31 protein-coding genes are annotated in these 26641 nt (G+C 67.5%); 21 read left to right on the plus strand and 10 right to left on the minus strand.

Annotated features, from left to right (window positions below; genetic code table 11):
• Positions 1–80: 80 nt before the first annotated feature.
• The 3 genes from fliP to QZ814_RS11275 are packed head-to-tail and all read right to left on the minus strand — an operon-like array spanning position 81 to position 1748.
• Positions 81–845 (minus strand): flagellar type III secretion system pore protein FliP, encoded by a 765-nt coding sequence (gene fliP, locus QZ814_RS11265; RefSeq protein ID WP_294332077.1) that lies wholly within the window; start codon positions 843–845, stop codon positions 81–83.
• A complete protein-coding gene (locus QZ814_RS11270; protein ID WP_294332080.1) occupies positions 838–1512 on the minus strand; it encodes a flagellar biosynthetic protein FliO in 675 nt (224 codons plus the stop codon). Before QZ814_RS11270 ends, fliP begins: the two co-directional genes overlap by 8 nt.
• A complete protein-coding gene (locus tag QZ814_RS11275) occupies positions 1512–1748 on the minus strand; it encodes a FliM/FliN family flagellar motor switch protein (RefSeq protein WP_010545357.1) in 237 nt (78 codons plus the stop codon). The genes QZ814_RS11270 and QZ814_RS11275 overlap by 1 nt, the downstream gene beginning before the upstream one ends.
• A 118-nt stretch (positions 1749–1866) precedes the next feature.
• On the opposite strand from QZ814_RS11275, the gene flgC reads away from it, so the two are divergent.
• The 9 genes from flgC to QZ814_RS11320 all read left to right on the plus strand — a co-directional run bounded on the left by flgC (position 1867) and on the right by QZ814_RS11320 (position 9027).
• Positions 1867–2274, plus strand: a complete 408-nt coding sequence (flgC, locus tag QZ814_RS11280; protein ID WP_294332086.1) for a flagellar basal body rod protein FlgC — start codon at positions 1867–1869, stop codon at positions 2272–2274.
• Between the two features lie 13 nt (positions 2275–2287).
• Positions 2288–2611, plus strand: a complete 324-nt coding sequence (locus tag QZ814_RS11285; RefSeq protein ID WP_294332088.1) for a flagellar hook-basal body complex protein FliE — start codon at positions 2288–2290, stop codon at positions 2609–2611.
• A gap of 18 nt (positions 2612–2629) precedes the next feature.
• Positions 2630–2893 carry a flagellar biosynthetic protein FliQ gene (locus QZ814_RS11290; protein ID WP_294332091.1) on the plus strand — a complete coding sequence of 88 codons (264 nt, stop codon included), beginning with the start codon at positions 2630–2632 and terminating at the stop codon, positions 2891–2893.
• Positions 2890–3648 carry a flagellar biosynthetic protein FliR gene (gene fliR, locus QZ814_RS11295; RefSeq protein ID WP_294332093.1) on the plus strand — a complete coding sequence of 253 codons (759 nt, stop codon included), beginning with the start codon at positions 2890–2892 and terminating at the stop codon, positions 3646–3648. The genes QZ814_RS11290 and fliR overlap by 4 nt, the downstream gene beginning before the upstream one ends.
• The gene (gene flhB / locus QZ814_RS11300; protein WP_294332097.1) at positions 3648–4724 is read left to right on the plus strand and encodes a flagellar biosynthesis protein FlhB; all 1077 of its coding nucleotides are present in this window, start codon (positions 3648–3650) and stop codon (positions 4722–4724) included. The genes fliR and flhB overlap by 1 nt, the downstream gene beginning before the upstream one ends.
• Positions 4725–4824: 100 nt before the next feature.
• On the plus strand, positions 4825–6918 hold the full coding sequence (locus QZ814_RS11305; RefSeq protein WP_294332100.1) for a TonB-dependent siderophore receptor: 2094 nt from the start codon (positions 4825–4827) through the stop codon (positions 6916–6918).
• Between the two features lie 8 nt (positions 6919–6926).
• Positions 6927–7226, plus strand: coding sequence for a ketohydroxyglutarate aldolase (locus QZ814_RS11310; RefSeq protein ID WP_294332101.1), 300 nt, complete (start codon positions 6927–6929; stop codon positions 7224–7226).
• Positions 7223–8713 carry a PepSY-associated TM helix domain-containing protein gene (locus QZ814_RS11315; RefSeq protein ID WP_294332104.1) on the plus strand — a complete coding sequence of 497 codons (1491 nt, stop codon included), beginning with the start codon at positions 7223–7225 and terminating at the stop codon, positions 8711–8713. Before QZ814_RS11310 ends, QZ814_RS11315 begins: the two co-directional genes overlap by 4 nt.
• Positions 8710–9027 (plus strand): DUF3325 family protein, encoded by a 318-nt coding sequence (locus QZ814_RS11320; RefSeq protein WP_294332107.1) that lies wholly within the window; start codon positions 8710–8712, stop codon positions 9025–9027. Before QZ814_RS11315 ends, QZ814_RS11320 begins: the two co-directional genes overlap by 4 nt.
• A 7-nt stretch (positions 9028–9034) precedes the next feature.
• On the opposite strand, the gene QZ814_RS11325 is transcribed toward QZ814_RS11320, so the two are convergent.
• From QZ814_RS11325 to mutM, 6 genes are all read right to left on the minus strand, one after another.
• Positions 9035–9526 carry a nucleoside deaminase gene (locus QZ814_RS11325; RefSeq protein WP_294332110.1) on the minus strand — a complete coding sequence of 164 codons (492 nt, stop codon included), beginning with the start codon at positions 9524–9526 and terminating at the stop codon, positions 9035–9037.
• Between the two features lie 110 nt (positions 9527–9636).
• On the minus strand, positions 9637–9828 hold the full coding sequence (locus tag QZ814_RS11330) for a hypothetical protein (protein ID WP_294332113.1): 192 nt from the start codon (positions 9826–9828) through the stop codon (positions 9637–9639).
• 120 nt (positions 9829–9948) lie between these two features.
• Complete coding sequence (locus QZ814_RS11335; protein WP_294332116.1) at positions 9949–10437, minus strand: N-acetyltransferase; 489 nt, start codon at positions 10435–10437, stop codon at positions 9949–9951.
• Positions 10434–11825 (minus strand): chromosomal replication initiator protein DnaA, encoded by a 1392-nt coding sequence (gene dnaA, locus QZ814_RS11340; protein ID WP_294332119.1) that lies wholly within the window; start codon positions 11823–11825, stop codon positions 10434–10436. The genes QZ814_RS11335 and dnaA overlap by 4 nt, the downstream gene beginning before the upstream one ends.
• Positions 11826–12260: 435 nt before the next feature.
• Positions 12261–12524 carry a 30S ribosomal protein S20 gene (gene rpsT / locus QZ814_RS11345; RefSeq protein ID WP_010545371.1) on the minus strand — a complete coding sequence of 88 codons (264 nt, stop codon included), beginning with the start codon at positions 12522–12524 and terminating at the stop codon, positions 12261–12263.
• A gap of 97 nt (positions 12525–12621) precedes the next feature.
• The gene (gene mutM / locus QZ814_RS11350; RefSeq protein WP_294332125.1) at positions 12622–13431 is read right to left on the minus strand and encodes a bifunctional DNA-formamidopyrimidine glycosylase/DNA-(apurinic or apyrimidinic site) lyase; all 810 of its coding nucleotides are present in this window, start codon (positions 13429–13431) and stop codon (positions 12622–12624) included.
• A gap of 90 nt (positions 13432–13521) precedes the next feature.
• On the opposite strand from mutM, the gene QZ814_RS11355 reads away from it, so the two are divergent.
• The 10 genes from QZ814_RS11355 (at position 13522) to QZ814_RS11400 (ending at position 23111) form a co-directional block, all read left to right on the plus strand.
• Positions 13522–14253, plus strand: a complete 732-nt coding sequence (locus QZ814_RS11355; protein WP_294332128.1) for a class I SAM-dependent methyltransferase — start codon at positions 13522–13524, stop codon at positions 14251–14253.
• Positions 14254–14293: 40 nt separating this feature from the next.
• The gene (gene ubiB / locus QZ814_RS11360) at positions 14294–15826 is read left to right on the plus strand and encodes a 2-polyprenylphenol 6-hydroxylase (protein WP_294332130.1); all 1533 of its coding nucleotides are present in this window, start codon (positions 14294–14296) and stop codon (positions 15824–15826) included.
• Positions 15823–16941 (plus strand): hypothetical protein, encoded by a 1119-nt coding sequence (locus QZ814_RS11365; protein WP_294332132.1) that lies wholly within the window; start codon positions 15823–15825, stop codon positions 16939–16941. Before ubiB ends, QZ814_RS11365 begins: the two co-directional genes overlap by 4 nt.
• The gene (gene coaBC, locus QZ814_RS11370) at positions 16938–18110 is read left to right on the plus strand and encodes a bifunctional phosphopantothenoylcysteine decarboxylase/phosphopantothenate--cysteine ligase CoaBC (protein ID WP_294332135.1); all 1173 of its coding nucleotides are present in this window, start codon (positions 16938–16940) and stop codon (positions 18108–18110) included. The genes QZ814_RS11365 and coaBC overlap by 4 nt, the downstream gene beginning before the upstream one ends.
• Positions 18111–18324: 214 nt before the next feature.
• Complete coding sequence (locus QZ814_RS11375; RefSeq protein ID WP_294332138.1) at positions 18325–19068, plus strand: alpha/beta hydrolase; 744 nt, start codon at positions 18325–18327, stop codon at positions 19066–19068.
• A 2-nt stretch (positions 19069–19070) separates the two neighbouring features.
• Positions 19071–19517 carry a dUTP diphosphatase gene (dut, locus tag QZ814_RS11380; protein WP_294332140.1) on the plus strand — a complete coding sequence of 149 codons (447 nt, stop codon included), beginning with the start codon at positions 19071–19073 and terminating at the stop codon, positions 19515–19517.
• Positions 19514–19891 (plus strand): hypothetical protein, encoded by a 378-nt coding sequence (locus QZ814_RS11385; protein ID WP_294332144.1) that lies wholly within the window; start codon positions 19514–19516, stop codon positions 19889–19891. Before dut ends, QZ814_RS11385 begins: the two co-directional genes overlap by 4 nt.
• Positions 19888–20652, plus strand: a complete 765-nt coding sequence (gene moeB, locus QZ814_RS11390) for a molybdopterin-synthase adenylyltransferase MoeB (RefSeq protein WP_294332148.1) — start codon at positions 19888–19890, stop codon at positions 20650–20652. Before QZ814_RS11385 ends, moeB begins: the two co-directional genes overlap by 4 nt.
• A 46-nt stretch (positions 20653–20698) precedes the next feature.
• The gene (locus tag QZ814_RS11395; protein WP_294332152.1) at positions 20699–21718 is read left to right on the plus strand and encodes an NAD-dependent epimerase/dehydratase family protein; all 1020 of its coding nucleotides are present in this window, start codon (positions 20699–20701) and stop codon (positions 21716–21718) included.
• A 46-nt stretch (positions 21719–21764) separates the two neighbouring features.
• A complete protein-coding gene (locus QZ814_RS11400; protein WP_294332155.1) occupies positions 21765–23111 on the plus strand; it encodes a nucleotide sugar dehydrogenase in 1347 nt (448 codons plus the stop codon).
• Between the two features lie 40 nt (positions 23112–23151).
• Here QZ814_RS11400 and galU read toward each other — a convergent pair whose 3' ends face one another.
• Positions 23152–24021, minus strand: coding sequence for a UTP--glucose-1-phosphate uridylyltransferase GalU (galU, locus tag QZ814_RS11405; protein ID WP_294332158.1), 870 nt, complete (start codon positions 24019–24021; stop codon positions 23152–23154).
• A gap of 112 nt (positions 24022–24133) precedes the next feature.
• On the opposite strand from galU, the gene wecB reads away from it, so the two are divergent.
• On the plus strand, positions 24134–25273 hold the full coding sequence (gene wecB, locus QZ814_RS11410; RefSeq protein ID WP_294332160.1) for a UDP-N-acetylglucosamine 2-epimerase (non-hydrolyzing): 1140 nt from the start codon (positions 24134–24136) through the stop codon (positions 25271–25273).
• 67 nt (positions 25274–25340) lie between these two features.
• Positions 25341–26639: a UDP-N-acetyl-D-mannosamine dehydrogenase gene (wecC, locus tag QZ814_RS11415; RefSeq protein ID WP_294332162.1), complete on the plus strand. Its 1299-nt coding sequence runs from the start codon at positions 25341–25343 to the stop codon at positions 26637–26639.
• The last annotated feature ends 2 nt before the right edge of the window (positions 26640–26641 follow it).

Consider the following 26641-nt stretch of genomic DNA (forward strand, 5'->3'; position numbering starts at 1 on the left):
ATCGCGCTTCTTCTGGAGACCCCAGCGTTCGCTGGGGTGACGGCCTGGCGGGGCGTCGGGGCGACCCTTCGCCCCGCGCGTCAATGCGTGAAGCTCTTCACCAGCGAGCCCGCGACCAGCGCCCAGCCGTCGACCAGCACGAAGAAGATGATCTTCATCGGCAACGAGATCGTCGGTGGCGGCAGCATCATCATGCCCATCGCCATCAGCACGGCAGAGACTGCCAGGTCGATCACCAGGAACGGCAGCAGCAGGAGAAAGCCGATCTCGAAGGCGCGGCGCAGTTCGGAGATCATGAACGCCGGCGCCAGCGTGGTCAGCGGCGTGTCCGCGCGCGTCGCGATCTTCTTGTTGGCAAGGTCGGCGAACAGCTTGAGATCGCTGTCACGCACCTGGCCGAGCATGAACTGGCGAAACGGCTCCGTCGTCTTCTCGAACGCCGCGACTTCGGTCAGCTTGCCCTTGGTATAGGGCTCCACGCCCTCGTTCCACGCCTTCTCGAAGGTGGGCGCCATCACGAAGAAGCTGAGGAACAGCGCGAGGCTGATGATCACCGGGTTGGGCGGCACGCCGGGCGTTCCGATGCCGGTGCGCAGCAGCGAGAGCGCGACCACCATGCGGGTGAAGCTGGTCACCGTCATCAGCAGGCCCGGGGCCAGGCTGAGCACGGTAAGCATCAGCACCAGCTGGATGGCCTTGGCCGACATCGGGCCTTCGCCGCCGATGGAGATGGTCGCGCCCTGGGCGGCCGCCTGTGCCGCCTGGGCAGCAGGCGCAACTGCTTGCGCGTGCGCCGCGACCGGCAGCACGATCAGCAGTGCGGCCGCGGCGAGAAGTTTACGCATTCAGCGCCTCGCGCACCGCGCGCTTGTTCCAGCGCGTGGTGTCGCGAGCGATGCGGGTGCGGGTGGGCGCCTTGCGGGCGCGGGTACGCGGTGCGGGCTTGGCAGCCTCTTCGATCGGGGCAGGCTCGGCATCGTTGGCGGCCTGCGGCAGCGTCGGCACCGCTTCGGCAACGACGACAGGGGCCTCCGCCGGCGTCGCTTCGACCAGCGCCGCTGCGAACGGCGCTTCCGGCACGACATCCTTGGTCTCGGCTGCGGCGTCCGGCCGCAGCTTGTCGACCATCCCCTTGAAATCGAGCTTGCCGGCCAGCTTCGCCACGCCGGCCTTGAATACCGCCAGATCGTCCTCGATCTTCGCCGGTGCGTCGGGCTCGGCCGCCGCTTCCGCCACCGGAGCCGGCGGCGGGGTGATGCCGGTTTCGATCGTCGCGTGCCCCTCCGGGCCGATCAGGATCAGATGCTCGCACCCGTCGCGGCGGATCAGCGCCACCGAGCGCTTGGCGTCCACCGCCAGCCGCTCGACCAACTCCACGCGCTTGCGCCCGCCCCCGGTCACGCGGCCCGGCAGCTTCAGGTCATAGCGGCGCACGACCCACAGGGCCGTTGCCAGCATCCCCAACACCAGGCCCAGCGCGCCCAGCGTACGCAACATCGACAAGAGGTCCATCAGTTACGCGACTTCTTCACGAGTTCGGAAATTTCGAGCGACATCACCTCGCCGTCGACGAGGATGCGGCCCAGGGCGACGAGCTCGCCATTGACATAGACCATGCTCGGATCGTCCTGCCCGCAGTCGAGCGGGATCATCGCGCCGCGGCTCATCTGCAGGATCTGCCGGACGGGCACTTCGGTCGAACCGAGCACCACCGACATTTCGATCATGATTCCATCGAGTACGGACATGCGTCTCCCTTTCCCTCCAGACTTATAGGAACCTTTTTTCCGCCCCCGGCGCCCGGCCCGGCAAAAATTGCCTACAATGTTGGCGTGGGCCGCTTGTCTGGCCCGTGGAGGATCAACGATGGATTTGGATGCTTCGCTGGGCGTTTCCGCCTCGGGTCTGCGCGCGCAATCGCTGCGGATGCGGACGATTGCGGAAAATCTCGCGAACCAGGATTCGGTCGCCGACACCCCCGGCGGCAATCCCTATCGGCGCAAGGTCGTCAGCTTCCAGGCGGCAGTCGACCGCGCGAGCGGCGCTACCGGCGTGAAGGTGAAGTCGATCCAGGGCGACCAGACCGATTTCGTCAAGGTCTATCAGCCCGGCCATCCGGCAGCCGATGCGCAGGGCTATGTGCTCAAGCCCAACGTCAACGGCCTCATCGAGAGCGCCGACATGAAAGCGGCGCAGCGCAGCTACGAAGCCAATCTCAACGCCATCGAAGCGGCCAAGAGCCTGACGATGCGCACCATTGATCTGCTCAAGTAAGGGATAGCGAACCATGTCTATCGGAGCATTGGACGCCACCAAGGCCTATGGCCGCGTCGCCTCGCTCGGCAACACGCTGGGCAAGGCTGCCGGCAGCGGCGAAATCGGCGACGGCGAGAATTCGGGCTTCGGCGCGATGGTCGAGAACCTGGTCGGCGGCACTGCCGACAAGCTGCGCTCGGCCGAGACCGCCTCGGCGAAGCAAGTCGCCGGCAAGGGCGATCTGATCGACGTCGTCACCGCGATCGGCGCCGCCGAGACCGCGCTCGACACCATGGTGGCGGTGCGCGACCGCGTCGTCGGCGCGTACAGCGAAATCATGCGCATGCAGATCTGACGGCCGGAGCCTGACCCCATGACGCCCGCGCAGCTGATCAGCCTCACCGAATCCGCGTTGATGCTCATTCTTACCGTCGCCGGACCGCTGCTGCTGACCTCGCTGATCGTGGGCGTCTTCATCGGTCTGCTTCAGGCGCTTACCCAGATTCAGGAAACCACCCTCACCTTCGTGCCCAAGCTGGTCGCGATGGGGCTGGTATTCCTGCTGATGCTGCCCACGATCGGCCAGGCACTTGGCCAGTTCATGAGCAAGATCAGCGACATGATCATCCACGGATGATCGTCCCCCCCGATCTCGCGCTGCAGGTATCGGCCTTCTTCATCGTGTTCGCACGGGTGGGCGCGGTACTGATGCTGCTGCCCGTGTTCGGGGAAGACGCCATCCCCGGCCGCATCCGGCTGTTCCTCGCCTTCGCCATGTCGTTCGCCTTTTACGGCATGATCGGCGAGCCCGCGCGCGCGGCGGTGCAGGCCGGTGCGGTGTTACCCGCGATCCTGGTGACCGAGCTGATCACCGGGCTCGCCATGGGGATGATCGTCAAGATCCTGTTCTTCTCCATCTCGATGGCGGGATCGATCATGAGCACCCAGATCGGCCTGTCCGCCGCGGTGATGTTCGATCCGTCGCAGTCGAGCCAGGCGCCGATCCTGTCCAAGCTGGTCGGCCTCGTCGCCGCGCTCGTGTGCATGGGCACCCAGGTCCACCATCTCTGGCTGGGCGCGATCATCCACAGTTATCAGACCTTTCCGATCGGCGGCATGCCGCCGATGCACGATTTCGCCGAGCTGGCGGTGCAAGCGATCGGCCGGTCGATGACGCTGGGTATCAGCCTCGCCGCGCCGTTCCTCGTCTACGGCATCGTGTTCAACGTGGCACTCGGCCTTGCCGCGCGCGTGGCGCCGGCGATCCAGGTGTTCTTCATCGCCCAGCCGCTCAACCTGCTGCTCGGGCTCGCGCTCGCCATCACCACGATCGGCACCATGCTCACCTTCTTCACCCAGGCCATGGGTGACGCGCTGCAAAAGGGCTGGTGATGGCCGGCGGCGGCGGCAGCGAGTCGGACGACAAGACTCAAGATCCTACCGACAAGAAACTCGAAGACGCCCGAAAACGCGGCGACGTGCCGATGGCGCCGGAAATGCGCCATGCGGCGATGTTCGTCGCGGCACTGGTCGTGATGGGCGGTCTCGGCACCTATACCATCCAGCAATGCGGCAACCTGTTCGTGCGGCTGTGGGGCGGCGCCGACGATTTCCGGCTGGAGCCGGACGGCGCGCAGAACTTCGCCACCGGCCTGTTCGCCGCGGTCGGCACCGCGCTGGCGCCGATCCTTGCCGCACTGTTCGCCTTCGCGATCCTGGGCGGGGTGCTGCAGGGCCGGCCGATGCTCGCCTGGTCGCGGCTCGCGCCCAAATGGAACAAGCTCAATCCCTTCCACGGCGCCAAGCGGATGTTCGGCAAACAGGCGCTGATGGAGTTCTTCAAGACCTTCGCCAAGCTCTGCTTGGTCGCCGGCATCGCCGCGGCAATCGCCTGGCCACATGCCGCGACGATCGACCGGCTGGTCGGCGCCGATCTGGTCGATGCGGGAACCGCAGCCAGCGACATCGTCCATGCGATGCTCCGCCCGATCGCGATGCTGGTCGGCGCGCTCGCGCTGTTCGACTTCGTCTGGCAGCGCATGTCCTACATGAAGCGCATGCGGATGAGCCTGCAGGAGGTGAAGGACGAATATAAGGAGAGCGAGGGCGATCCCAAGATCAAGGGCAAGATCCGCCAGCTCCAGATGCAGCGCGCCAGGAGCCGAATGATGTCGAACGTGCCCAAGGCCAGCGTCGTCATCACCAACCCCACCCATTATGCGATCGCGCTCCAGTACGATCACGGCGCGATGGCTGCGCCGATCGTCGTCGCGAAGGGCGTCGACGCGCTCGCGCTCAAGATCCGCGAAGTGGCCACCGAGAACAACATCCCGCTGGTCGAGAACCGCCCGCTCGCCCGCGCCCTCTACGCCAGCGCCGAGCTCGATAAGCCGATCCCGGTCGAGCATTACGCCGCCGTGGCCGAGGTGATCAGCTATGTCATGAAGATCGCCCGCAACCGCCGCTGAATGCGGCGATGGCATAAATTTGATAATGCGATTGACTCGCAATATCCTGCTTCTCTAAAGGCTCGCCCACACAACGAGACCCAAAGGGAAAAGCTGGATCATGCCTCTGTCGCTGCGTACCGCCCTGCTCACCTCCGCGCTGCTCGCGCTGCCCGGCACCGCCTTTGCCGGTTCCGACAGCGACAAGGACAAGACGAACGACCAGCAGAGCCAGATCGTCGTCACCGGCACGGCCGAGCAGGCCTCGCGCAGCGCCACCGGCCTTACCCTCACCGCGCGCGAGACCCCGCAGTCGATCACGATCATAGACCAGGCGCGGATCCAGGATTTCCAGCTGACCAACGTCAACGACCTGCTCGACCAGACGGTGGGCATCAATGTCGAGCGCGTGGAGACCGACCGGACCTATTACAACTCCCGGGGCTTCGACATCACCAACTTCCAGGTCGACGGGATCGGCCTGCCCATGCCCTATGGCATCCAGTACGGCGACCTCGACACCGCGCTGTTCGATCGGGTGGAGGCGATCCGCGGCGCCAATGCGCTGATGACCGGCGTCGGCAATCCCTCCGCCACGATCAACTATGTCCGCAAGCGCCCGACCGATACGCTCCAGGCGCGGGCAAGCGTGCAGGCCGGATCGTGGAGCCGCTGGCGCGCCGAGGCGGACGTCTCGGTGCCGCTGACCGACACCGTGGCGGTGCGCGCGATCTATGCGCATGAAAATCGAAACGATTATCTCGATTATCACCACGTCAACCGCAACGTGTACGGGCTGATCGCCAGCTGGAAGGTCACGCCACAGCTGACCGCGACGGTCGGCTATAGCCGCCAAGACAATGACGCACGCGGCGTGCTGTGGGGCGCGCTGCCGCTCACCTACAGCGACGGCAGCCGCATCCCCTATGCGCGCTCGGCCAGCACCTCGGCGCCGTGGACCTATTGGGACACCACCGACCAGCGGGCCTTCGGCGAACTCGCCTATGATCTGGGCAAGGGCTGGCAGGCCAAGGGCGTGTTCACCTACATCAACAACAAGCAGACCGCGAAGCTGCTCTACGCCTATGGCACCGCCGACAAGGCGACGGGCCTCGGCCTGCTGGGCCAGGCGGGGATTTACCCGTCCGAGGTCGACCAGTATCTGGGCGACATCACCGCCTCGGGGCCCCTCACCCTGTTCGGGCGCGAACACCAGCTCGCCTTCGGCGTGTCCACCGGCCGACTCGACGACCGCCAATGGCAGGGCTCCGGCCCTACCGCGCTTGTCTACCCGGCCGTCCCCAATCTCGCCTCCGCACCGATTCCCGAACCGGCATTCGGCGCGGTCAAGCTCGAGGCGAACGACAGCATCAACGTCACCCGCGCCTATGGCGCCGCGCACCTCAACCTCACCGACCAGTTGAAGGCGGTGGTGGGCGCAAGCGCCACCTGGCTCAAGGCGGACGGCGTTTCCTACGACGCGAACCAGTATCGCAAGAACAGCGACGTCAGCCCCTATGTCGGCGCGACCTATGACCTGACGAAGAACCTGTCGCTCTACGCCAGCTATACCAGCATTTTCAGCCCGCAGACCGAGGTGGACCGCACCAACCGGCGGCTCGACCCGATCACCGGCACGAGCATCGAGGGTGGCATCAAGAGCGAATGGTTCGGCGGCCGGCTCTACGCCACCGCTTCGCTGTTCCGCGCCAAACAGAAGAATCTGGCGACCGCCGCCGGCCAGTTCGGCGCCGGCGACACCGGACCTGCGGGCACCACTTATTACACCGGCGTCGACACCACCTCGCGCGGCTTCGAGCTGGAACTGGGCGGCCGGGTGACCGACAACTGGACGGTGAGCGGCGGCTATACCGGCCTTGAGATCGAGGACCAGCAGGGCCGCCCCGCCCGCGTCTTCCTGCCGACCAAGAGCCTGAAGCTCGCCACCACCTATGCCGTGCCAGAACTGCGCGACCTCAAGCTCGGCGCACAGCTGCGCTGGCAGAACGCGGTCCGCACCAGCGACCTGCTGGTGAAGCAGGGCGACTATGCCGTGCTCGACCTGATGGCGAGCATCCGCGTGGTCGACCATGTCCGCGCCGCGATCAACGTGCGCAACCTCACCGACAGCAAGTATCTGACCAGTCTCTACTGGACCCAGGGCTTCTACGGCGCGCCGCGCAGCGTGCTGGGCAGCATCAGCTTCAGCTATTGAGGCCGGGCATGGGCGCGCATCTCCGCCGCGGCTGGGGCTACCGGGCCAATATCGCGACGCGGGCGGTGGCGGGAAGCCTCGGCGCCTACCTCGTCGCGGCCTGCGTCGCAGCGGCGGCGGCGCGGACCCTGCCGCTGCCCCGGCTCGACGCGATCGTGCCGGCGACGATGCTCGCCTTCGTCGTCGCGCCGGGTGTGACGATCTGGGCGTTCCTCGCCCCCGGGCCTGTCCGGGCGCTGGTCGGGGTGCTGGGCGCGGCAGCGCTGCTGGCCGGCATCGCCTGGTTCGCGGGAATGCCGGCGGCATGAGCGCGGTCCGCGAGGGTGCCCGCCAGGTCATGGCATGGCTGCACGGGTGGACGGGGCTGCTGCTCGGCTGGGTGCTGTTCGTGATGTGTCTGGGCGGCACGCTCAGCGTGTTCAAGCCCGAGATCGGCCGCTGGATGCGCCCCGAAACCACCGCGACCGCCGACCGCGCGGCGGCGTTGACCGCCGCCACGGGCTGGCTCGCCACAAACGCGCCCAACTCGTTCGGCTGGTACCTCACCCTGCCCAACGACCGGATGAACACGGTGGAGGCGACCTATGATCCGGGGAGCGGCTTCGTCTACCGCGCGCTCGATCCGATCACCGGCGCGCCCGTCCCCCGCGAGACGCTGGGCGGCGAGTTCTTCTACCGGCTGCATTTCGAGCTGCAGCTGCCGTTCCCCTGGGGTCGGCTGCTCGCCTCGCTCGCGGCGATGGTGCTGCTGCTGGGGCTGATCACCGGCATCATCGCCCACCGCCGCATCTTCAAGGACTTCTTCACCTTCCGCCCCGCCAAGGGCCAGCGCTCCTGGCTCGATGGACACAATGCGCTGGGGGTGCTGCCCCTGCCCTTCCATATCATGATCAGCTTCACCGGCCTGCTGACGCTGGCGACGCTCAACATGCCCTGGGCGATCAGCGCCAATTACGGGCGGGACATGACCGCGATGTTCCAGGCCTTCCAGCCCGGCCAGGTCGACCGCCCCGCCGCCGGCAAGCCCGCGCCGCTTGCCCCGCTGGCGCCGATGCTGCACGAGGCCGAGCGCCGCCTCGGACAGCCGGTGGGCCGGGTGACCATCGCGCATCCCGGTGATGCCGCTTCGGTCGTCACCATGTTCCGCGACGATGCCCGGCAGATCGCCTATGCCGCCGGCGCGGTGAGCTTCGATGGTGCCACCAGCCGGGTCATCGCGGACTTCACCGAGAACCGGCCGGCACTCCAGACCTATAGCGTCGCCTATGGCCTGCACCTCGCGCGCTTCGCCCCGCTGGCGACCCGGTGGCTCTATTTCCTCTGCGGCGCGATGCTGACCCTGGCGGTGGCGAGCGGCATGGTGTTGTGGGTGGTCAAGCGCCGCGAGCGCGCGCCGCGCAGCCTCGGCAACCGGATCGTCGAGCGGCTGAATGCCGGCGTGCTGGCGGGCTTACCGATCGGCTGCGTCGCCTTGCTGCTCGCCAATCGGGTGGTGCCGCTCGGTCTGGCGGATCGCGCACAGGCAGAGGTGTTCATGGCCCTGTGGAGCGCAGCGGGCGTGCTGCTGCTGGCGGCCTTGCTCCCGGCAAAGCACAGCTGGCCCGTGCTGCTGACCCTCCTCGCGCTCGCCAGTCTCACCGCCGGGCTGCCTGGCGGCGCCTTTGCGGACAGCGTGCAGACCGGCGTCAGCCTTACCCTGCTCGCGGGCGCCGCCGCCAGCGGCTGGCTGGCATGGACTCAGTGGCGTCGCCCAGCCCCGGCACCGCGCCGCCGGGCACGGATCCAGCGCGCATGATCGCGGCGGGCCTCACCCTGTTGGGCTTCTTCGCGCTCGCCGGCGCCATGCCGCGCCATGCCCCCGTGCTGCTCGGGCAATGGGCGCCACGCGTCCGACCGGGAACGCTCCGCGCCCTTGGATGGCTCCTGCTGGTCGCGGCACTTGCGGCGACGCTGTGTGCAAGTGATTGGCCGAGCGCGCTGGTCCGCTGGTTCGGCCTGCTGCCGCTCGGGGCTGGCAGTGTGTTGCTGGGCCTGACCTATGACGCAAGGCTCGCCCGCGGCGTCGCGGTTCTGGGCGTTCTCGCGATCCTGCTGGGCATAGGTCGCTAGCCCGGTATCAGAGGTTGGCCTGCTCCTCCACGGGCAACTCTGCGTCGGGCGGATAATAAAGCGTCGCGCACTCCGCCTTCAGGCAGCCGCCTTCGATGACGATATCGTCGCGATAGGCATCGGCGATGAACGACAGCGTGTCGACGTGGCGCGCTTCGAAATACATGGCGTGCACATCGTCCCTTCCGGCGCCGAACACCACGCGCCCGACCTTGGACCAGATCGAGGCCATGGTGCACATGCCGCAGGGCTGCAGCGTCGAGTAGAGCGTGGCACCGCGCAGCTCGAGCTCGCCGGTGTTCTCGCAGGCCCGGCGAATCGCCATCATCTCGGCATGGGCGGTGGCGTCGGGAAGTTCATGCGTTTGGTTCCGCTCCGCAGCGAGCACCTTCCCGTCGAGCACGATCACGCATCCGAGCGGCGAGGTGGACGGATCCGATCCCTTCGACCGCGCGACCTCGATCGCCATCCGCATCCACTGTTCGTCGTCGTCGATCATCGCGTCTTCTCCCAATCGGGTGTGCAACGCGCGGACGTGTGCTTTGACCAACCGCCCTTAGGGGAAGTGCGACGGCACCGGATCAATACGGCGCCGTCGCGTCGCCTCGCTTATTTGCAGGCGGTGAACTGACCCTTTTTGGGCCCGCTCGCCACGCGGCACTTGCCCTTGGCGTCCTTGGTTACGGCGACGGCCGCCGGGCACTTGGTGAACTTGCCCTTCGCATCCTTGCACGGCGCCGCCGCAAAGGCGGGGCTGGCAAGCAGGGCAACAGCGGCGGCAACAGACGCTACACGGAACATTTGCGATCCTCTTTTTTTGATTGAGTCGGGACATCAGCATGCCACGACCGCGTGAGGCTTCAAACCGATGGATTAAAATGATTTTCATTGCGGTTCCGTACCGACAATGCGCCGATGGCGTCACAGGCGCCGATAGAGCACCAGCGCATCGACAAGGCCCAAGGTCGGATGCGCAAAGGCGTCCGGCACCCGACCTACCGTCTCGAAACCAAGCGCCTGCCACAGCCGAACGGCGCCGACATTGCTGCTGACCACGAAGTTGAACTGCATCGCCGTGAAGCCCCGCGCGCGGGCTTCGGCGAAACTATGCTCGGCCATCGCCCGCGCGATCCCGCGACCACGCGCCTCGGGCAGCGTCGCATAGCCACAATTGGCGACATGCCCGCCCCCGCCCGCCTGGTTGGCCCGCAGATAAAAGGTGCCGAGAATGAGTCGCTCCGTCTCGGCAACGAAGGTAGTGCGGTCGGCGCCCAGCCAGTAGGCGAGCGCCGCCTCGCGAGGCAGATCACGATCCAGCGCGTAGGTTTCGCCGGCACGGATCACCGGCTCCATGATCGCCCAGATCGCCGCGCCGTCCTCCGGCGCGGCCGGGCGAATCCGCAGGCTCACCCCTCCAGGGTGCGCATCAGCGCGCGGACGGCGCCATCGATCTCGACGTCCTTGCTGCGCAGATCCTCGATCCGCTTGACCGCATGGATCACCGTCGAGTGATCGCGGTTGCCGAACTTGCGACCGATCTCCGGCAGCGAGCGCGTGGTCAGCCGCTTCGCCAGATACATGGCGATCTGGCGCGGACGGGCGATCGCGACCGCGCGGCGGGCCGAAATCAGATCGAGCTGCTTCACCTCGAAATGCGCTGAGACCGCACGCTGGATCTCGTCGATGGTGATGCGGCGCTGGCTGGTGCGCAGTACCTCGCCGAGCACGCTCGTCGCGAAATCGATGGTGATCGCTTCGTTCGACAGGCTCGCATAGGCGACCAGGCGATTGAGCGCGCCTTCCAGCTCGCGAACGTTGGTGGTGATGCGCGCCGCGAGCAGATCGGCCACTTCCACCGGCATGTCGACGGCAGGCATGTCCTTCAGCTTGCGCTCGACGATCGCGCGGCGGAGATCCAGCTCGGCGGGCTTGATGTCCGCGACGAGGCCGGCGCCGAGGCGGCCGACCAGGCGCGGCTCGAAGCCTTCGAGCGCCTGGGGCGCGCGGTCGGCGGCGATCACCAGGCGCTTGCCCGCACTCATGAACTCGTTGACCGTGTGGAAGAATTCTTCCTGGGTCGCGTCCTTGCCGCCGATGAACTGCAGATCGTCGATCATCAGCAGGTCGACCGAGCGGAGGCGCTTCTTGAACGCCAGCGTATCCTTGTTGCGCAGCGCCTGCACGAACTCGAACATGAAGCGTTCGCCGGTCGAATAGATCGCGGTCGCGCCCGGATTGGCCTCGAGAAAGGCGTGACCGATCGCGTGCATCAGGTGCGTCTTGCCCTGGCCGGTGCCGGCATGGAGGTAGAGCGGGCTGAACATCGGCGTGCCCGGCACCGCCACCGAACGCGCGGCGTTGAACGCGACGCGATTCGTCGTGCTCACCACGAATCGATCGAAGGTGAAGCGCGGATCGAAGGACGGGCGCTCGGCCGGCTCGACGATCGATTCGGCGCGGGCCGCCGCCACCGGTGCGGGAGCAGGCTCGGCGCTCAGCACGCGCTGATCATTGTCCTGGATCGTCTCGAGCGTGACGCTGCGAACGCCGGGGAGAACCGCCCGGAATTCGAGCAGCAGCCGCTCGGCATAGTGATTCTTCACCCACTGGGTGAGGAACGGCGACGGAAGCCCCAGCCGCACGGCAAGCGAATCGCTGCCATCGACGAGCACCACGGGCTTCAGCCACTGATCGAACAGCCGCTGGCCGGCCGAGCGACGCAGGTTGGTGCGCACATGCGCCCAAGCCTTGGCGACGTCCTGGCCTTCCTCACGTTCCAGCGGTTGAACCTGAGTCACTACGACGCACCCTTCCTTCGCGGGAATCATGATTCCCGCGTGCCAAAATCAATATCGATGTGAGGCTCATCGCAGCCGGTCATGCCCCCGGAGACGCGCGATGAACTCGTTATTCCCTGCCAGCACTGCAGCCGGGAGGTTCGTTGTAGGTAGCTCGAACTGAGTCGAGCAAGGGCCTGCCATGTAAACTTTCTGAAATAGTTTTGTTGACAGCCCGAACCCCTAGGAAATCCGTGGGGGACCCTAAATTACCCAATTATGTCAGTCGTTTAACAAGGTAAAGGGCGATGCGGGCCCACTCGAATCGGCACGACTCGTGGATTTGTGCGATTCGCTTGCGAATCGATTTTGTTAACCATTTGTTGCAGCGCACATGCGCAAAAAGCCCCGCCGGACAGGTCCGGCAGGGCTTTTGATTACCGTTTGAAGACGGTGTTAGGCGAGCGCCTGCAGACGCTTGTTGAGGCGCGAGAATTTGCGCGCAGCCGTGTTCTTGTGGAGCACGCCCTTGGCAACGCCGCGTGCGATTTCCGGCTGCGCAGCGGCGAGCGCTTCGGTGGCAGCGGCCTTGTCGCCGGCGGTCAGCGCAGCTTCGACCTTCTTGACGAAGGTACGGATGCGGCCGACGCGTGCACCGTTGATCTCGGCGCGGCGGTCGTTGCGACGGATGCGCTTCTTCGCTTGCGGCGTATTCGCCATTCGGTCTTGTTCCTGCTCGAAATGGGTGAGGCGCGGAAGCGAGCCCACGCCGGAAAGACGGGCCCCTTACCGGCTCCGGCGATTCGGGTCAATCCTTTCAGCGCTGGCATTTCCCACAATAGAAGGTGGACCGCCCCGAATCCACGCGACGCTGCACCGGGCGCCCGCAGCTGCACGGCTCTCCTTCTCGACCGTAGACCCGCCACTCCTTTGCGAAATAGCCGAGTTCGCCGTCCGGCCGGGCATAATCGCGCAAGGTGGAGCCGCCCGCGCGAATCGCCGCCTCCAGAACCTCGCGTACCGCCTCGACCAGTTTCTCGAGCTTGGCGCGGCCGATCGAGCCCGCAGGCTTGGTCGGCGCAATACCCGAGAGGAACAGCGCTTCGCACACATAGATGTTGCCGAGCCCCGCGACGATTCGCTGGTCGAGGAGCAGTGCCTTCACCGGGGCGATTCGGTCCTCGAACGCCTTCACCAGATGCGCCGCCGTGAAGTCCGGGCCGAGCGGCTCCGGTCCCAGTGCCTTGAAGGCCGGCCAATCCGCCAGCTCGGATGCCGGGAGCAGATCGATCGAGCCGAATCGCCGGGGATCGTTGAGCGCCAGCACGTGCCGCGCGGTCTCGATCACGACATGGTCGTGCTTGCCCAGTTCCGCCGGATCGATCCGCCAGCGTCCGGACATGCCGAGGTGGAACACCAGCGCGTCCTCGCGATCCGTATATATAAGTCCGTATTTCGCGCGCCGGGCCAGCCCGGTAACCGTCGCGCCGGTCAGCCGCTGGCCGAGGTCGACCGGGAACGGACGGCGCAGATCAGCGCGATTCAGCACCACGCGCTCGATCCGCTGCCCCTCCAGCACGGGGGCCAGGCCGCGAACGGTGGTTTCTACTTCGGGAAGTTCAGGCATCTGATGCTACAGCTAGGAAGTACGGGACCGAATGTCACCTGCCCCTCAGCCCCCTTGGTTTGGCCGTCGCGTGTCGCTAAGGCACCATGCATGCCCGATACCGTCTCCTTCGGTTACGAAGACGTCGCCCCTGAGGACAAGACCCGCCGCGTCGGCGAGGTGTTCTCGAATGTCGCCAGCAAATACGACCTGATGAACGACGCCATGTCGGGCGGCATGCACCGGCTGTGGAAGGACCGCTTCGTCCGCCGGGTGAAGCCGCGCGCGGGCGAACACATCCTCGACATGGCCGGCGGCACCGGCGACATTGCCTTCCGCATGGCCGAGACCGGCGCGGCGATCACCGTCGCCGATATCAACCCTGAGATGCTGAGCGTCGGCGTCGAGCGCGCCGCCCAGCGCGGCATCGACGGGCTGGTGTGGACCGAGGCCAATGCCGAGACGCTGCAGTTCCCCGATCGCTTCTTCGATGCCTATACGATCGCGTTCGGCATCCGGAACGTGACCGATATCCCCAAGGCGCTCCGCGAGGCGCACCGCGTATTGAAGCGCGGCGGCCGCTTCTTCGTGCTAGAATTCTCGACCACCCAGTGGCCGGGCTTCGCCGAGATCTACGACGCCTATTCGCACAAGCTGGTGCCGAAGCTGGGCAAGCTGCTCGCGCAGGACGAGGACAGCTATCGCTACCTGATCGAATCGATCCGCCGCTTCCCCGACATGCCGAGCTTCGAGCGGATGATCGCCGAGGCAGGCTTCCAGCAGACCAAGGTCGAGCCGCTGCTCGGCGGGCTTGTCGCGATTCACAACGGCTGGAAGATTTGATGGCAGCCGCCGTTCGATCCTCCTCCGGGAGGATCTGGGCATGACCGCCCCTGCCGTCCATCTCTGGCGCCTGCTCAAATGGGGCCGCATCCTCGCGCGCCACGGCGCGCTGCGCGGTATCGAGCGCGACGCCAACACGCCCCGCCCGGTGCGCCGCCTCGCCCGCATCGCCCGGTTGGGTGCGCGTGTGCCCGCCGTGCCCGCCTATGCCGATGCCTTCCAGGCGATCGGCCCCGCCGCGATCAAGCTCGGCCAGACGCTCGCCACCCGCCCTGATTTGGTCGGCGAGGAAGCCGCGCACGATCTGCTCCGCCTGCAGGACGCGCTGCCCCCCGTCCCCTTCGACATCATCCGCGAGCGGATCGAAACCAGCTATGGCCGCCCGCTCTCCGCCATGTTCGCGGAAGTGGAGGAAAAGCCGATCGGCGCCGCTTCGATCGCCCAGGTCCACCGCGCGGTGACCACCGACGGCCGCCGCGTTGCGGTAAAGGTGCTGCGCCCGGGCATCGAGAGCGACTTCGCCCGCGCGATCGACACCTATGAATGGGCCGCCGCCCAGCTCGAAGCCTATGGCGGCGAGGCACGCCGCCTACGCCCGCGGCTGGTGATCGAAAGCTTCAAGCGCTGGACCGTGCGCGAGCTCGACTTCCGCCGCGAGGCCGCCTCGGCCTCGGAACTCGCCGAGGCGATGACTGCCGAGCCGGACTTCATGGTGCCCGCGATCGACTGGCAGCGCACCACCGGCAAGGTGCTGACGCTCGAGTGGATCGACGGCATCAAGCTCAGCGACCGCGACGCGCTGGTCCGCGCCGGGCACGACATGCCGGGCCTCGCCGGCAAGCTGATCAAGGCGTTCCTGCGCCAGGCGATCGCCGAGGGCTTCTTCCATGCGGACATGCACCAAGGCAATTTGTTCGCCCTGCCCGACGGCCGCATCGCCGCGATCGACTTCGGCATCATGGGCCGGATCGACCGCCGCGCGCGGGTGTGGCTCGCCGAGATCCTCTACGGCCTGATCACCGGCGACTATAAGCGCGTCGCCGAAATCCATTTCGAGGCGGGCTATGTCCCCTCGCACCACAATGTCGCCGAGTTCGCGACCGCCTTGCGCGCGGTCGGCGAGCCGATGCGCGGGCTGCCGGTCAAGGAAATGTCGATCGGCGGCATGCTCGACGGCCTGTTCTCGATCACCCGCGACTTCGACATGATGACGCAGCCGCATCTGCTGCTGCTCCAGAAGACGATGGTGATGGTGGAAGGCGTCGCGCGCGGGCTCGATCCGGACATCAACCTGTGGGACGTCTCGGCGCCGTTCGTGCGCGAATGGATCCGCACCGAGCTGGGGCCCGAGGCCAAGGTCGCCGATCGCCTGATCGAGGATCTGCGCACCCTCGCCCGCCTGCCCGAGCTGGTCCGCAACATCGAACGCCGCTTCCCCGCCCCCGGCGGTGCCCCGCCCGAACCGCCCTTGCGCGAAATCCAGGTGGTGCGGGTCGGCGGCGGCTGGCGTTATGCACTGGTGAGCATCCTCGCCGCGCTGGCCGGCGTGGCCGGAACGCTGCTGCTGAAATGACCGCGCGCACGCGCCGTGTCTGGACCCTAGCGCCGAGCCGCTTCGCCGCCCTGACGCGGGGCCGCGCGCGGCTGGCCTGGATCGCAGTGCTGCTGCTCCTGCTCGCCGCGCTGACCGCGCTGGCGGTGCCGTCGCTCACCGGCGACGGCGATGCGGCCGCACGGACCGCCGATCGGATGACCGATCTCGGCCTGTACGAACGCGTCGTCGCGAGCATGAAGGGCGGCGATCCCTATTATGTCGCGGCGAGCGACGCGATGCGCGCCGGCGGCTATCCGCTCCACCCGTTCCTGACGATGCGGCTGCCCGCGCTCGCCGCGCTGGAGGCGCTGCTGCCGGGCTGGGCGAGCGTCGCACTGCTGCTGGCCCTGGCGGCGCTGACCGCCGTTGCCTGGGCATCGCGCGTCGGCGTCGCGCTGACCGGCCTGTTCCCCCGCGCGGTACTGGTGCTGCTGATCGCCACCTCGATGCTGGCCTTTTTCCAGCCCGGCCTGGTGCTGTTCCACGAGGTCTGGGCCGGGCTGCTGGTCGCGCTGTCGCTGGCGCTGCGCCGCCCCGGCCGCGCGCTCGAAGCGATCGCGCTGGGTTTCGCCGCGATGCTGATCCGAGAGACGGCGGCGCTCTACACCATCGTGATGCTGGTGTTCGCCTGGCGCGAGGATCGGCGCGGCGAGGCGCTGGGCTGGGGCATCGCGCTGCTGCTGTTCGCCGGCGTGCTGGGCTTGCATGCCCATGCCGTGGCCGGCGTCACCGGGCCGCTGGATCCGCATTCGGCGGGCTGGGCCGCGTTCAACGGCCCCGGCTTCTTCGTTCGCGCGCTCGTCACCGCCACCGCGCTGCAGGCGCTGCCTCTCGTGGTGGGCACGCTGCTCGTCGCGCTGGCCCTGCTCGGCTGGGCGAGCTGGGACGAACCGCTCGGCCTGCGAATGTTCGCACTGCTGATCACCTATGGCATCGCCATGTCGCTGTTCGCGCGGCTCGACAATTTCTACTGGGCGCTGATGATCGCGCCCGTCGCGCTGGTCGGCCTGGTCTTTGTGCCGGACGCGCTGGCGGACCTCTGGCAGCGCGCGCTCGACAGGCGGCGGATCACGGTTACAACGGTGACGCCATGAAGCGCATCCTGCTCATCGTCGGCGGAGGCATCGCCGCCTACAAGGCCTGCGAACTCGTTCGCCTGTGCCGCAAGGCGGGGATCGGCGTCACCTGCGTGCTCACCGAGGGCGGCCAGCATTTCGTCACGCCGATGACGCTTGCAGCGCTCTCCGAAAATCAGGTCTACACCACGCTGTGGGACCTGAAGGACGAGGCGGAGATGGGCCATATCCAGCTCAGCCGCCAGGCCGATCTGGTCGTCATAGCCCCCGCCACGGCCGATCTGCTGGCGCGGATGGCCGGCGGCGTCGCCAGCGACCTGGCAACCACGCTGCTGCTCGCCACGGACAAGCCGGTGCTCGCCGCGCCGGCGATGAACGTGCGGATGTGGAGCCACGCCGCCACCCGCCGCAACGTGGCCCAGCTTCGCGCGGACGGCGTGACGGTGCTCGAGCCGGATGAAGGCCCGATGGCGTGCGGCGAATATGGCCCCGGCCGCCTGCCCGAGCCCGAAGCGATCCTCGCCGCGATCCGGCAGGCCCTTTCGCCCGTGGAGCCCCGGCTCGCCGGCAAGCACATCATGGTCACCGCCGGCCCGACGCACGAGCCGATCGATCCGGTGCGCTACATCGCCAATCGCTCGTCGGGAAAGCAGGGCTTCGCGATCGCGGAGGCGCTTGCAGCATTGGGTGCGCGGGTCACGCTGGTTGCCGGCCCGGTGACGCTGCCCACCCCGCCGGGTGTCACCCGCGTCGATGTGGAGACCGCCCGCGAAATGGCAGCGGCAGTCGATGCCGCGCTTCCCGCCGATGCCGCAGTGATGGTCGCCGCGGTCGCCGACTGGCATGTCGAGGCCGCCGACCAGAAGCTCAAAAAGGGTGATGCCGCCCCCCTCCTGCATCTTGCGCAGAATCCTGATATCCTTGCCGGACTGGCGCAGGGACCGCGCCGGCCGCGGCTCGTGGTGGGCTTCGCGGCCGAGACCGAACGAGTGATCGAACATGCCGTCGCGAAACGAACGCGCAAGAATGCCGACTGGATTGTCGCGAACGATGTTTCCGGCGACGTGATGGGGGGTGAAGCCAATGCCGTCCACCTCATCACCGCCCAGGGCGTCGAAAGCTGGGAGCGCGCGTCCAAGGCCGACGTCGCCCGCCGCCTCGCCGATCGGATCGCCGATGCGCTGTGAAATTCTCCGTCGTCACAAGCCTGCGCTCCCCTCCCGCTTGCGGGAGGGGTCGGGGGAAGGACTGACGTGGCAGAACGGCGGAGAGGCGTCAGCCCATCCCCTGGCCCCTCCCGCCAGCGGAAGGGGAACGCCGCCTGCCAAGTTCGTCCTACCGGCCCTCGCCGGCCTGGCGTTGCTCGCCGGCTGCACCACCACGCCGACCACGCCGCCGCACATGGCAACCAAGGCCGAACCCGCGCTCAACCTCCATGCGCGCACCTTCGGGCCGACCGCGCCGGACGCGGTGAAGACGGTAGTCGTCGTGCTGCACGGCGACGGCAGCGCCGAGACCCGCAGCGACCATTATCGCTTTGCCGAGGCTATCAGCCAGGCCATTCCGAACAGCGCCGCCTTCGCACTGCTGCGCCCCGGCTATGGCGATGCCGCGGGCAATCGCTCGCCCGGACAGGCCGGGCTCGGCTATGGCGACGATTACACGCAGGAGCGGATCAACGCCGTCGCCCAGTCGATCGGCATCCTGCGCCAGCGCTTCGCCACGGCGCGGCTGATCCTGGTCGGCGATTCGGGCGGTGCGGCGATCGCGGCGGATATCGCCGGCATGCGCCCCGATCTGCTCGACGCGATGGTGCTGGTCGGCTGCCCCTGCGCGCTGCCCGAATGGCGCAAGGGCATGCAGAAGCTGCGGCACGGCACCGCCTGGGCGACGCCGGTCGCCAGTCTCGATCCGCTCAAGACCGCCGGCGGGGTGATGCCCAGCCTGCGTGCGGCGGTGCTGGTGGGGGTGAACGACAAGGTCACTCCGCCCTCCCTCTCGCGCGCCTATGCCGAGGCCCTTGCGCTGCGCGGCATCGCTACCGATCTGCGTATCGTCCCCGCACGGGGACATGATTTGCTCAATGATCCCGAAGTGTTGGCGGCCACCACCCGGCTGGCAGCGGCGCTTCCCACGAAAGGCTGACCTTGCTGCCGCCGATCCGAATCGCGATCCAGCGCCTGCCCCATGGCGAGACCCTTCCCCTCCCCCGCTACGCCACCGATGGTGCGGCGGGCATGGACGTGGTCGCCGCCGAGGACCTGACGCTCGCGCCCGGCGCCCGCCACGCCGTCGCGACCGGTTTCGCCATGGCGATCCCCGCCGGCTACGAGGTGCAGGTGCGCCCGCGCTCGGGCCTCGCGCTCAAGAACGGCATCACCTGCCTCAACACCCCCGGCACGATCGACAGCGACTATCGCGGCGAAGTGAAGGTGATCCTCGCCAATCTGGGCAGCGAGGACTTCGTGATCGCCCGCGGCGACCGCATCGCGCAACTGGTCCCTGCGCCGGTGCAGCGCGCCGATCTGGACGAAGTGGCGGGCCTCGACGAAACCGCGCGCGGCACTGGCGGCTTCGGCTCGACCGGCCGGTGATCGGCGTCATCGCTCTCGGGCTCGCCCTGCAGGCGACGCCGCTTCGCATCGACTGGCCGTCGCTCGCGCCGCTGCCCTATCGCAGCGAACCGCAGATCACGCCGGACATGCTCGGCTTCGTCGCGAGCGAAGTGGTGGCGCGCAAATGCCCGCTGGCGATCGGCCCGGGGCTCACCCTCAGCGTCGACGTCGCGGTGCTCGTCGACACACAGGACAATATCCGCACGACCGTGCCGCGTGCGATTCAGTGCCCGTCGGTGGAGCAATATGCCGCGGCGATGGTCGCCGGCGCCGCACGGGGCAATCTGCTGCCGCGCATGGCAACGGCCGACCAATGGTACCGCGCGACCGTGACCTTCACCTGGCCGAAATGACGCTCTCCGACGAGGAGCTCGAACGCTACGCCCGCCACATCATCCTGCGCGAAGTGGGCGGCGCGGGGCAGGCCCGGCTGAAGGCGGCGCGGGTGCTGGTGATCGGCGCGGGCGGCATCGGTGCGCCGGCGATCCAGTATCTCGCAGCCGCCGGCGTGGGTTCGCTGGCGATCGTCGACGACGACATGGTCGATCGCTCCAACCTTCAGCGCCAGGTGCTCTTCACCACCGGGGATATCGGTTTGGGCAAGGCGGCGGCGGCGGCCGCGCGAGTCACTGCGATCAACCCCAACGTGGCGGTGACCGTCGAGGCCCGCCGCCTCTCCGCCGCCGACGCCCCCGCGCGGATCGCCGGGCACGACGTCGTCCTCGACGGCACCGACAATTTCGCCACGCGCCTCACCGTGGCCGATGGCGCCCTCGCCGCGCGCGTACCGCTCGTCTCCTCGGCGGTCGCGGAGTTCGAGGGCCAGCTCGGCACTTTTCGCGGCTGGGAGGCGGACAAGCCGTGCTATCGCTGCTTCGTCGGCCACGATCCGGAGCGCGAGGGCGTCAGTTGCTCCGAACAGGGCGTACTGGGGGCGCTCACCGGCATTCTCGGCAGCCTCGCCGCGCTGGAAGTGATCCGCGCGATCACGCCCTTCGGCGACGACAGCGCCGGCAAGCTGCTGCTCGTCGATGCGCTGGGCTTGCGCTTCCGCACGCTACAACTGCCCAAGGATCCGGGCTGCCCGGCTTGCGGCACGGGAACGCTCCGGTAAGGAGCGTCGGGCTAGGGAACGCTGCCCGCAACCGACAGGAACCACGATGCCCGAACCCACCGCCCCTTCGCCCCGCGTGCTCGTCACCGGATCGGCCGGGTTCATCGGCTTCCACACCGCCAGCCGCCTGCTGCAGGCCGGCGCCACGGTGCTCGGCATCGACAATTTCTCGGATTACTATGACGTCGCGCTCAAGGAAGCGCGCAACGACATGCTCTCCAACCACCCGAACTTCCGGGTCGCGCGGCTTTCGATCGAGGACTCGTCCGCACTCGCCGAAGCTTGGACAGCGTTCAAGCCGGACGTCGTGATCCACCTCGCCGCGCAGGCCGGCGTGCGCTTCAGCATCGAGCAGCCGGCCAGCTATATCGGCGCCAATGTCATCGGCACGTTCAACCTGCTGGAGCTGGCGCGTCACCATCCGGTGCGCCACTTCCTCGCCGCCTCGACCAGCTCGGTCTACGGCGCCAATACCGACATGCCGTTCGGCGAGACCCAGCGCACCGCCACGCCAATGAGCCTCTACGCCGCCACCAAGGGCGCGACCGAGCTGATGGGCCACAGCTACGCGCATCTGTTCCGCACGCCGATGACCTTTTTCCGCTTCTTCACGGTCTATGGCCCCTGGGGCCGGCCCGACATGGCGCTGTTCAAGTTCACCCGCGCGATCCTCGCCGGCGAGCCGATCGACGTGTACAACAATGGCGAGATGGTGCGGGACTTCACCTTCATCGACGATCTCGCCGAATCGATCGTGCGCCTGGTCGATGCCGTGCCGGGGGACCTGCCGGTAGAAGGCGACAGCCTGTCGCCCGCCGCTCCCTTCCGCATCGTCAATATCGGTGCCGGACGGCCTACCCCGCTGATGGATTATATCGGCGCGGCGGAGAAGGCGCTGGGCCGCACGGCGATCAAGAACTTCCTGCCGATGCAGGCCGGCGACGTGCCCGCCACGGAAGCCTCGGCCGATCTGCTCCGCCGCCTGACCGGCTATGCCCCCTCGACCACGCCGGAAGAGGGCGTGGCCAAGTTCGTGCGCTGGTATCTGGAGCATTATCAAAGCTGAAACCGGCACTGGTGCATGAGGGCCGCTCCCGAATGGAGCGGACCACATGACCTTCGAATGGCCGGCGCACGCACTGGCACTGCAAGCCCGGATTGAAAGCCGCACGGCGACGATCGGCGTGATCGGCATGGGCTATGTCGGCCTGCCGCTCGCCGTGGCCTTTGGCGAGGCAGGCTGCTCGGTGCTCGGCTTCGATCTCGATCCGGAGAAGGTCGTCGCGCTCAACCAGGGCGAGAGCTATATCAAGCACATACCGGGCGACCGCATCGCGCCGCTGGTCGCCGCGCAGCGGATCGCCGCCACCGCCGATCTCGACCGGCTGGGCGAAGTGGACGTGCTGCTGATCTGCGTACCGACGCCGCTCACCCGGCATCTCGAGCCCGACCTCAAATATGTCGAGCGCACCACCCGCGCGATTGCACGGACGCTCCGCAAGGGCCAGCTGGTGATCCTCGAATCGACCACCTATCCCGGCACCACCCGCGAGGTGATGCAGCCGATCCTCGAGGCCGAAGGTCTCACCGCAGGCAAGGACTTCTTCCTCGCCTATTCGCCCGAGCGCGAGGACCCCGGCAACCCGACCTTCTCGACCACCAAGATCCCCAAGGTCGTCGGCGCCGACGATCCTGCCTCGGCAGGGCTCGCGATGGCGCTCTATCGCCACATCGTGCCCCAGGCGATCCAGGTCTCCTCGGCGGCGACGGCCGAGGCGGTGAAGATCACCGAAAACGTGTTCCGCGCGGTCAACATCGCGCTGGTCAACGAGCTGAAGCTGATCTTCACCGCGATGGACATCGATGTGTGGGAAGTGATCGACGCGGCCAAGTCCAAGCCGTTCGGCTTCATGCCTTTCTATCCGGGCCCGGGCCTGGGCGGGCACTGCATCCCGATCGACCCCTTCTACCTCACCTGGAAGGCCCGCGAGTATAACCAGCACACCCGCTTCATCGAGCTGGCCGGCCAGATCAACGCCGACATGCCGCAGCATGTCATCCGCGTGCTGGCGGATACGCTCGACGCCCGCTTCGGCCGCGGCCTGCGGGGGGCGCGTATCCTGGTACTGGGCGTGGCCTACAAGAAGAATGTCGACGACATTCGCGAGAGCCCGTCGCTCCGCCTGATGGAACTGATCGAGGCTCGCGGCGCCACCGCCGATTTCCACGATCCGCACGTCACGCAGATCAACGGGACGCGGGAGCATCCGACGCTCAACTACCGCTACGGCATCACATGGGACGAAGCGGCGATCGCGGGCTATGACGCGGTGCTGATCGCCACCGATCACGACGCGGTCGACTATGCCGCGCTGGTCGCCTCGGCAAAGCTGGTGATCGATACCCGCAACGCCTGTGGCAAGGCGGGTGTGACGGGCGAGAACATCGCCCGCGCCTGAAGATACGGTGCGCCGGTAGGCCGGCGCACCGCCTTGGGGGTCAGCCCAGCGCCTTTTGCGCGAAGGCGCGCACCGCCGGCTCGAGATCAGGACGGGACAGCGCGACCGCGAGGTTGGCCTGGATGAATCCCGCCTTGTCGCCGCAATCGAAGCGCGTGCCCTGGAAGGTGACGCCGTGGAAGGCCTGGTCGCCGATCATCCGGCTCATCGCGTCGGTCAGTTGGATCTCGCCGCCGGCGCCCTTGCCCTGATTTTCCAGCACCCGCATCACTTCCGGCTGCAGGATGTAGCGGCCGATCACCGACAGGTTCGACGGCGCGGTGCCCGGCGCCGGCTTTTCCACCAGCCCCTGCACCTCGGTAAGCACACCGTCCTGCGCGCCCGGCGTGATGATGCCGTAGCGGTGGGTCTGATCGTCGGGTACGATCTCGGCACAGATCAGGTTGCCGCCGACTTGGTTATAGGCGTCGACCATCTGCTTGAGGCAGCCCGGCTTGCCGAACATGAAGTCGTCCGGCAACAGCACCGCGAACGGCTCGTCGCCGACGATGTCGCGCGCACACCACACCGCATGGCCCAGACCCAGTGGCTCCTGCTGGCGGACATAGGCGATGTTGCCCGGCTTCAGGCGCGTGCCGTCGAGCACCTCCAGCGACTTGCCGCGCGCGGCCATGGTCGCCTCCAGCTCATAGGCGATGTCGAAATGGTCCTCGAGCGCCGCCTTGCCGCGGCCGGTGACGAAGATCATCTGCTCGATGCCGGCTTCCACCGCCTCGTCCACCGCATATTGGATCAGCGGGCGGTCGACGACCGTCAGCATCTCCTTCGGCATCGCCTTGGTGGCCGGCAGGAATCGGGTGCCAAGACCCGCGACCGGAAACACGGCCTTGCGCAGCGGCTTGATCGTCATAACCCCCCTTGGGACGGAAAACTGGGTTTCGCCGCATAACGGTACGCGGCGCGTGTGGCAAACGCACCGATCGGGTAATGGTTCGGTGAGAGGATCAGGATATGCAACCTAGATGACCCAGGCCTCCAAAAAGCTGTTCGTCGTCTTCGGAACCCGGCCAGAAGCCATCAAGCTTTTCCCGGTCATCCGCGCGCTTGCCGCCACGCCGGGGCTGGCGGTCACCACCTGCGTCACGGCACAACATCGTGGCCTGCTCGATCAGGTGCTGGCGATCGCCGGGATCACGCCGGACATCGATCTGGACCTGATGACGCCCGGCCAGTCGCTCGACGCGCTGACGGCGCGGCTGCTCACCGGTATCGGCGGCGCGCTCGATGCGGCGCGGCCGGACCGGGTGATCGTGCAGGGCGATACCGCCACCGCCATGGTCGGCGCGCTCGCCGCCTATTACCGCAAGATCCCCGTTTCCCATGTCGAGGCAGGCCTGCGCTCGGGCGACATCTATCAGCCCTGGCCCGAGGAGGTGAACCGCCGCATCGTCGCGCCGATCGCCGACCAGCATTTCGCGCCGACCGATACCGCCGCCGGCGCGCTGCGCGAGGAAAACATCGCGCCCGCCTCCATCCACGTCACGGGCAACACGGTGATCGACGCGCTGCTCGCGACGCGCGACCGGATCATCGCCGATCCGTCGCTGGCGGCCGGACTGGACGCCATCGCCGCACGCTTCGCCGGCAAGCGGATCGTGCTCGTCACCACCCACCGGCGCGAAAATTTCGGCGGCGGCATGAGCGCGATCGCCGAGGCACTGCGCCGCATCGCCGCGCGCCCCGATGTGGCGATCCTGTTCCCCGTACATCCCAACCCGAACGTCGTCAGCGTGATGGACGCAGCGCTCGGCGACCAGCCCAACATCGCCCGCATCGACCCGCTCGACTATCCGCACTTCATCCGGGCACTCGGCCTTGCCCATTTGGTACTGAGCGATTCGGGCGGGGTGCAGGAGGAAGCGCCCGCGCTCGGCAAGCCGGTACTGGTGATGCGCGAGACGACCGAACGACCCGAAGGCGTCGCCGCCGGCACCGCACGGCTGGTTGGCACCGATACGGACCGGATTGTCGAAGAGGTCGGCCGTCTGCTCGATGACGGCGAAGCCTATGCCGCGATGGCACGCGCGCACAATCCGTTCGGCGACGGCCATGCCGCGACGCGGATCGCCGGCATCATCCGCGCCGGCTTCGGGCTTGCCTGAGCCGTCTTCCGATATTTTAACGCCTCTCTGCCAAGGTCGCCGCTCCTGAATTCGCGCGGAGTTTGCGATGCTTGTGACGACGGAGCCGAAGGTGGCGGTGCTCGGCCTCGGCTATATCGGCCTGCCGACGGCGGCGGTGATCGCCCGCACCGGCGCGCAGGTGCTGGGCATCGATGTCGACGCCCATGTCGTCGAGACGGTGAATTCCGGCCGGGTCCATATCGAGGAGATCGATCTGGACGGTCTGGTCTCGGGCGTCGTCGCGCGCGGTAATCTGCGCGCGTCGCTCGCCATCGAGCCGGCGGACATCTTCGTCATCGCCGTGCCCACCCCCTTCGGCGCCAACCATGCGCCCGACATCGGCTATGTCCTCCAGGCAGCGACCAGCATCGCGGCGGTGCTCAAGACCGGCGACGTCGTCATCCTCGAGTCGACCTCGCCGGTCGGCACCACCGAGAAGGTGGCCGAGCTGCTCGCCCGGCTGCGCCCGGACCTGAAGGTGCCCGGCCACAGCGCAGGCAGCGCCGATATCGCCATCGCCTATTGCCCGGAGCGCGTGCTGCCCGGCCGCATCCTGGTCGAGCTCATCGAGAATGACCGGGTGATCGGCGGCATCACCCCGCGTTGCGCGCGCAAGGCGCTGCATTTCTACCGCCGCTTCGTGCGCGGCGCCTGCGTCACCACCACTGCCCGGGCGGCGGAGATGACCAAGCTCACCGAGAACGCGTTTCGCGACGTCAACATCGCCTTCGCCAACGAGCTGTCGATCCTCGCGGAGGGGATGGGTGTCGATGTGTGGGAAGTGATCCGCCTCGCCAATCGCCATCCGCGCGTCAACATCCTGTCGCCGGGGCCCGGCGTGGGCGGGCACTGCATCGCGGTCGACCCCTGGTTCCTCGTCCACTCCAACCCCGAACAGAGCCCGCTGATCCGCACGGCGCGCGAAGTGAACGACGGCAAGGTCGCCTACAGCATCGCGCGCGCCGAAGCGCTGATTGCCCGCCTGCCGGGCGCGCCGATCGCCTGCCTGGGCCTCGCCTTCAAGGCGAACATCGACGATTTCCGCGAGAGCCCCGCGCTCAAGGTCGCCCAGGCCATCGCGGAGGCGCACGGCGCCCGCGTCCGCATCGTCGAGCCCTATGCGCAAGCGCTGCCCCCTGCCCTCGCCGCCACGGGCGCCACGCTCACCGACATCGACAGTGCGATCGAAAGCTGCCCGATCTTCATCGTCTTGGTCGATCACGACCTGTTCAAGTCGGTGCCGCTCGACGAGCGTTCGGGCAAGCTGGTGTACGACACGCGCGGAATCTGGCCCGACCAGCCCGCACCGGAGACCATCGTGAGCGACCTGCGCCTCGCTGGCTGAGC

It is taken from the genome of uncultured Sphingomonas sp. (assembly GCF_913777625.1).
In the GTDB taxonomy this organism is placed as follows: Bacteria; Pseudomonadota; Alphaproteobacteria; order Sphingomonadales; family Sphingomonadaceae; genus Sphingomonas.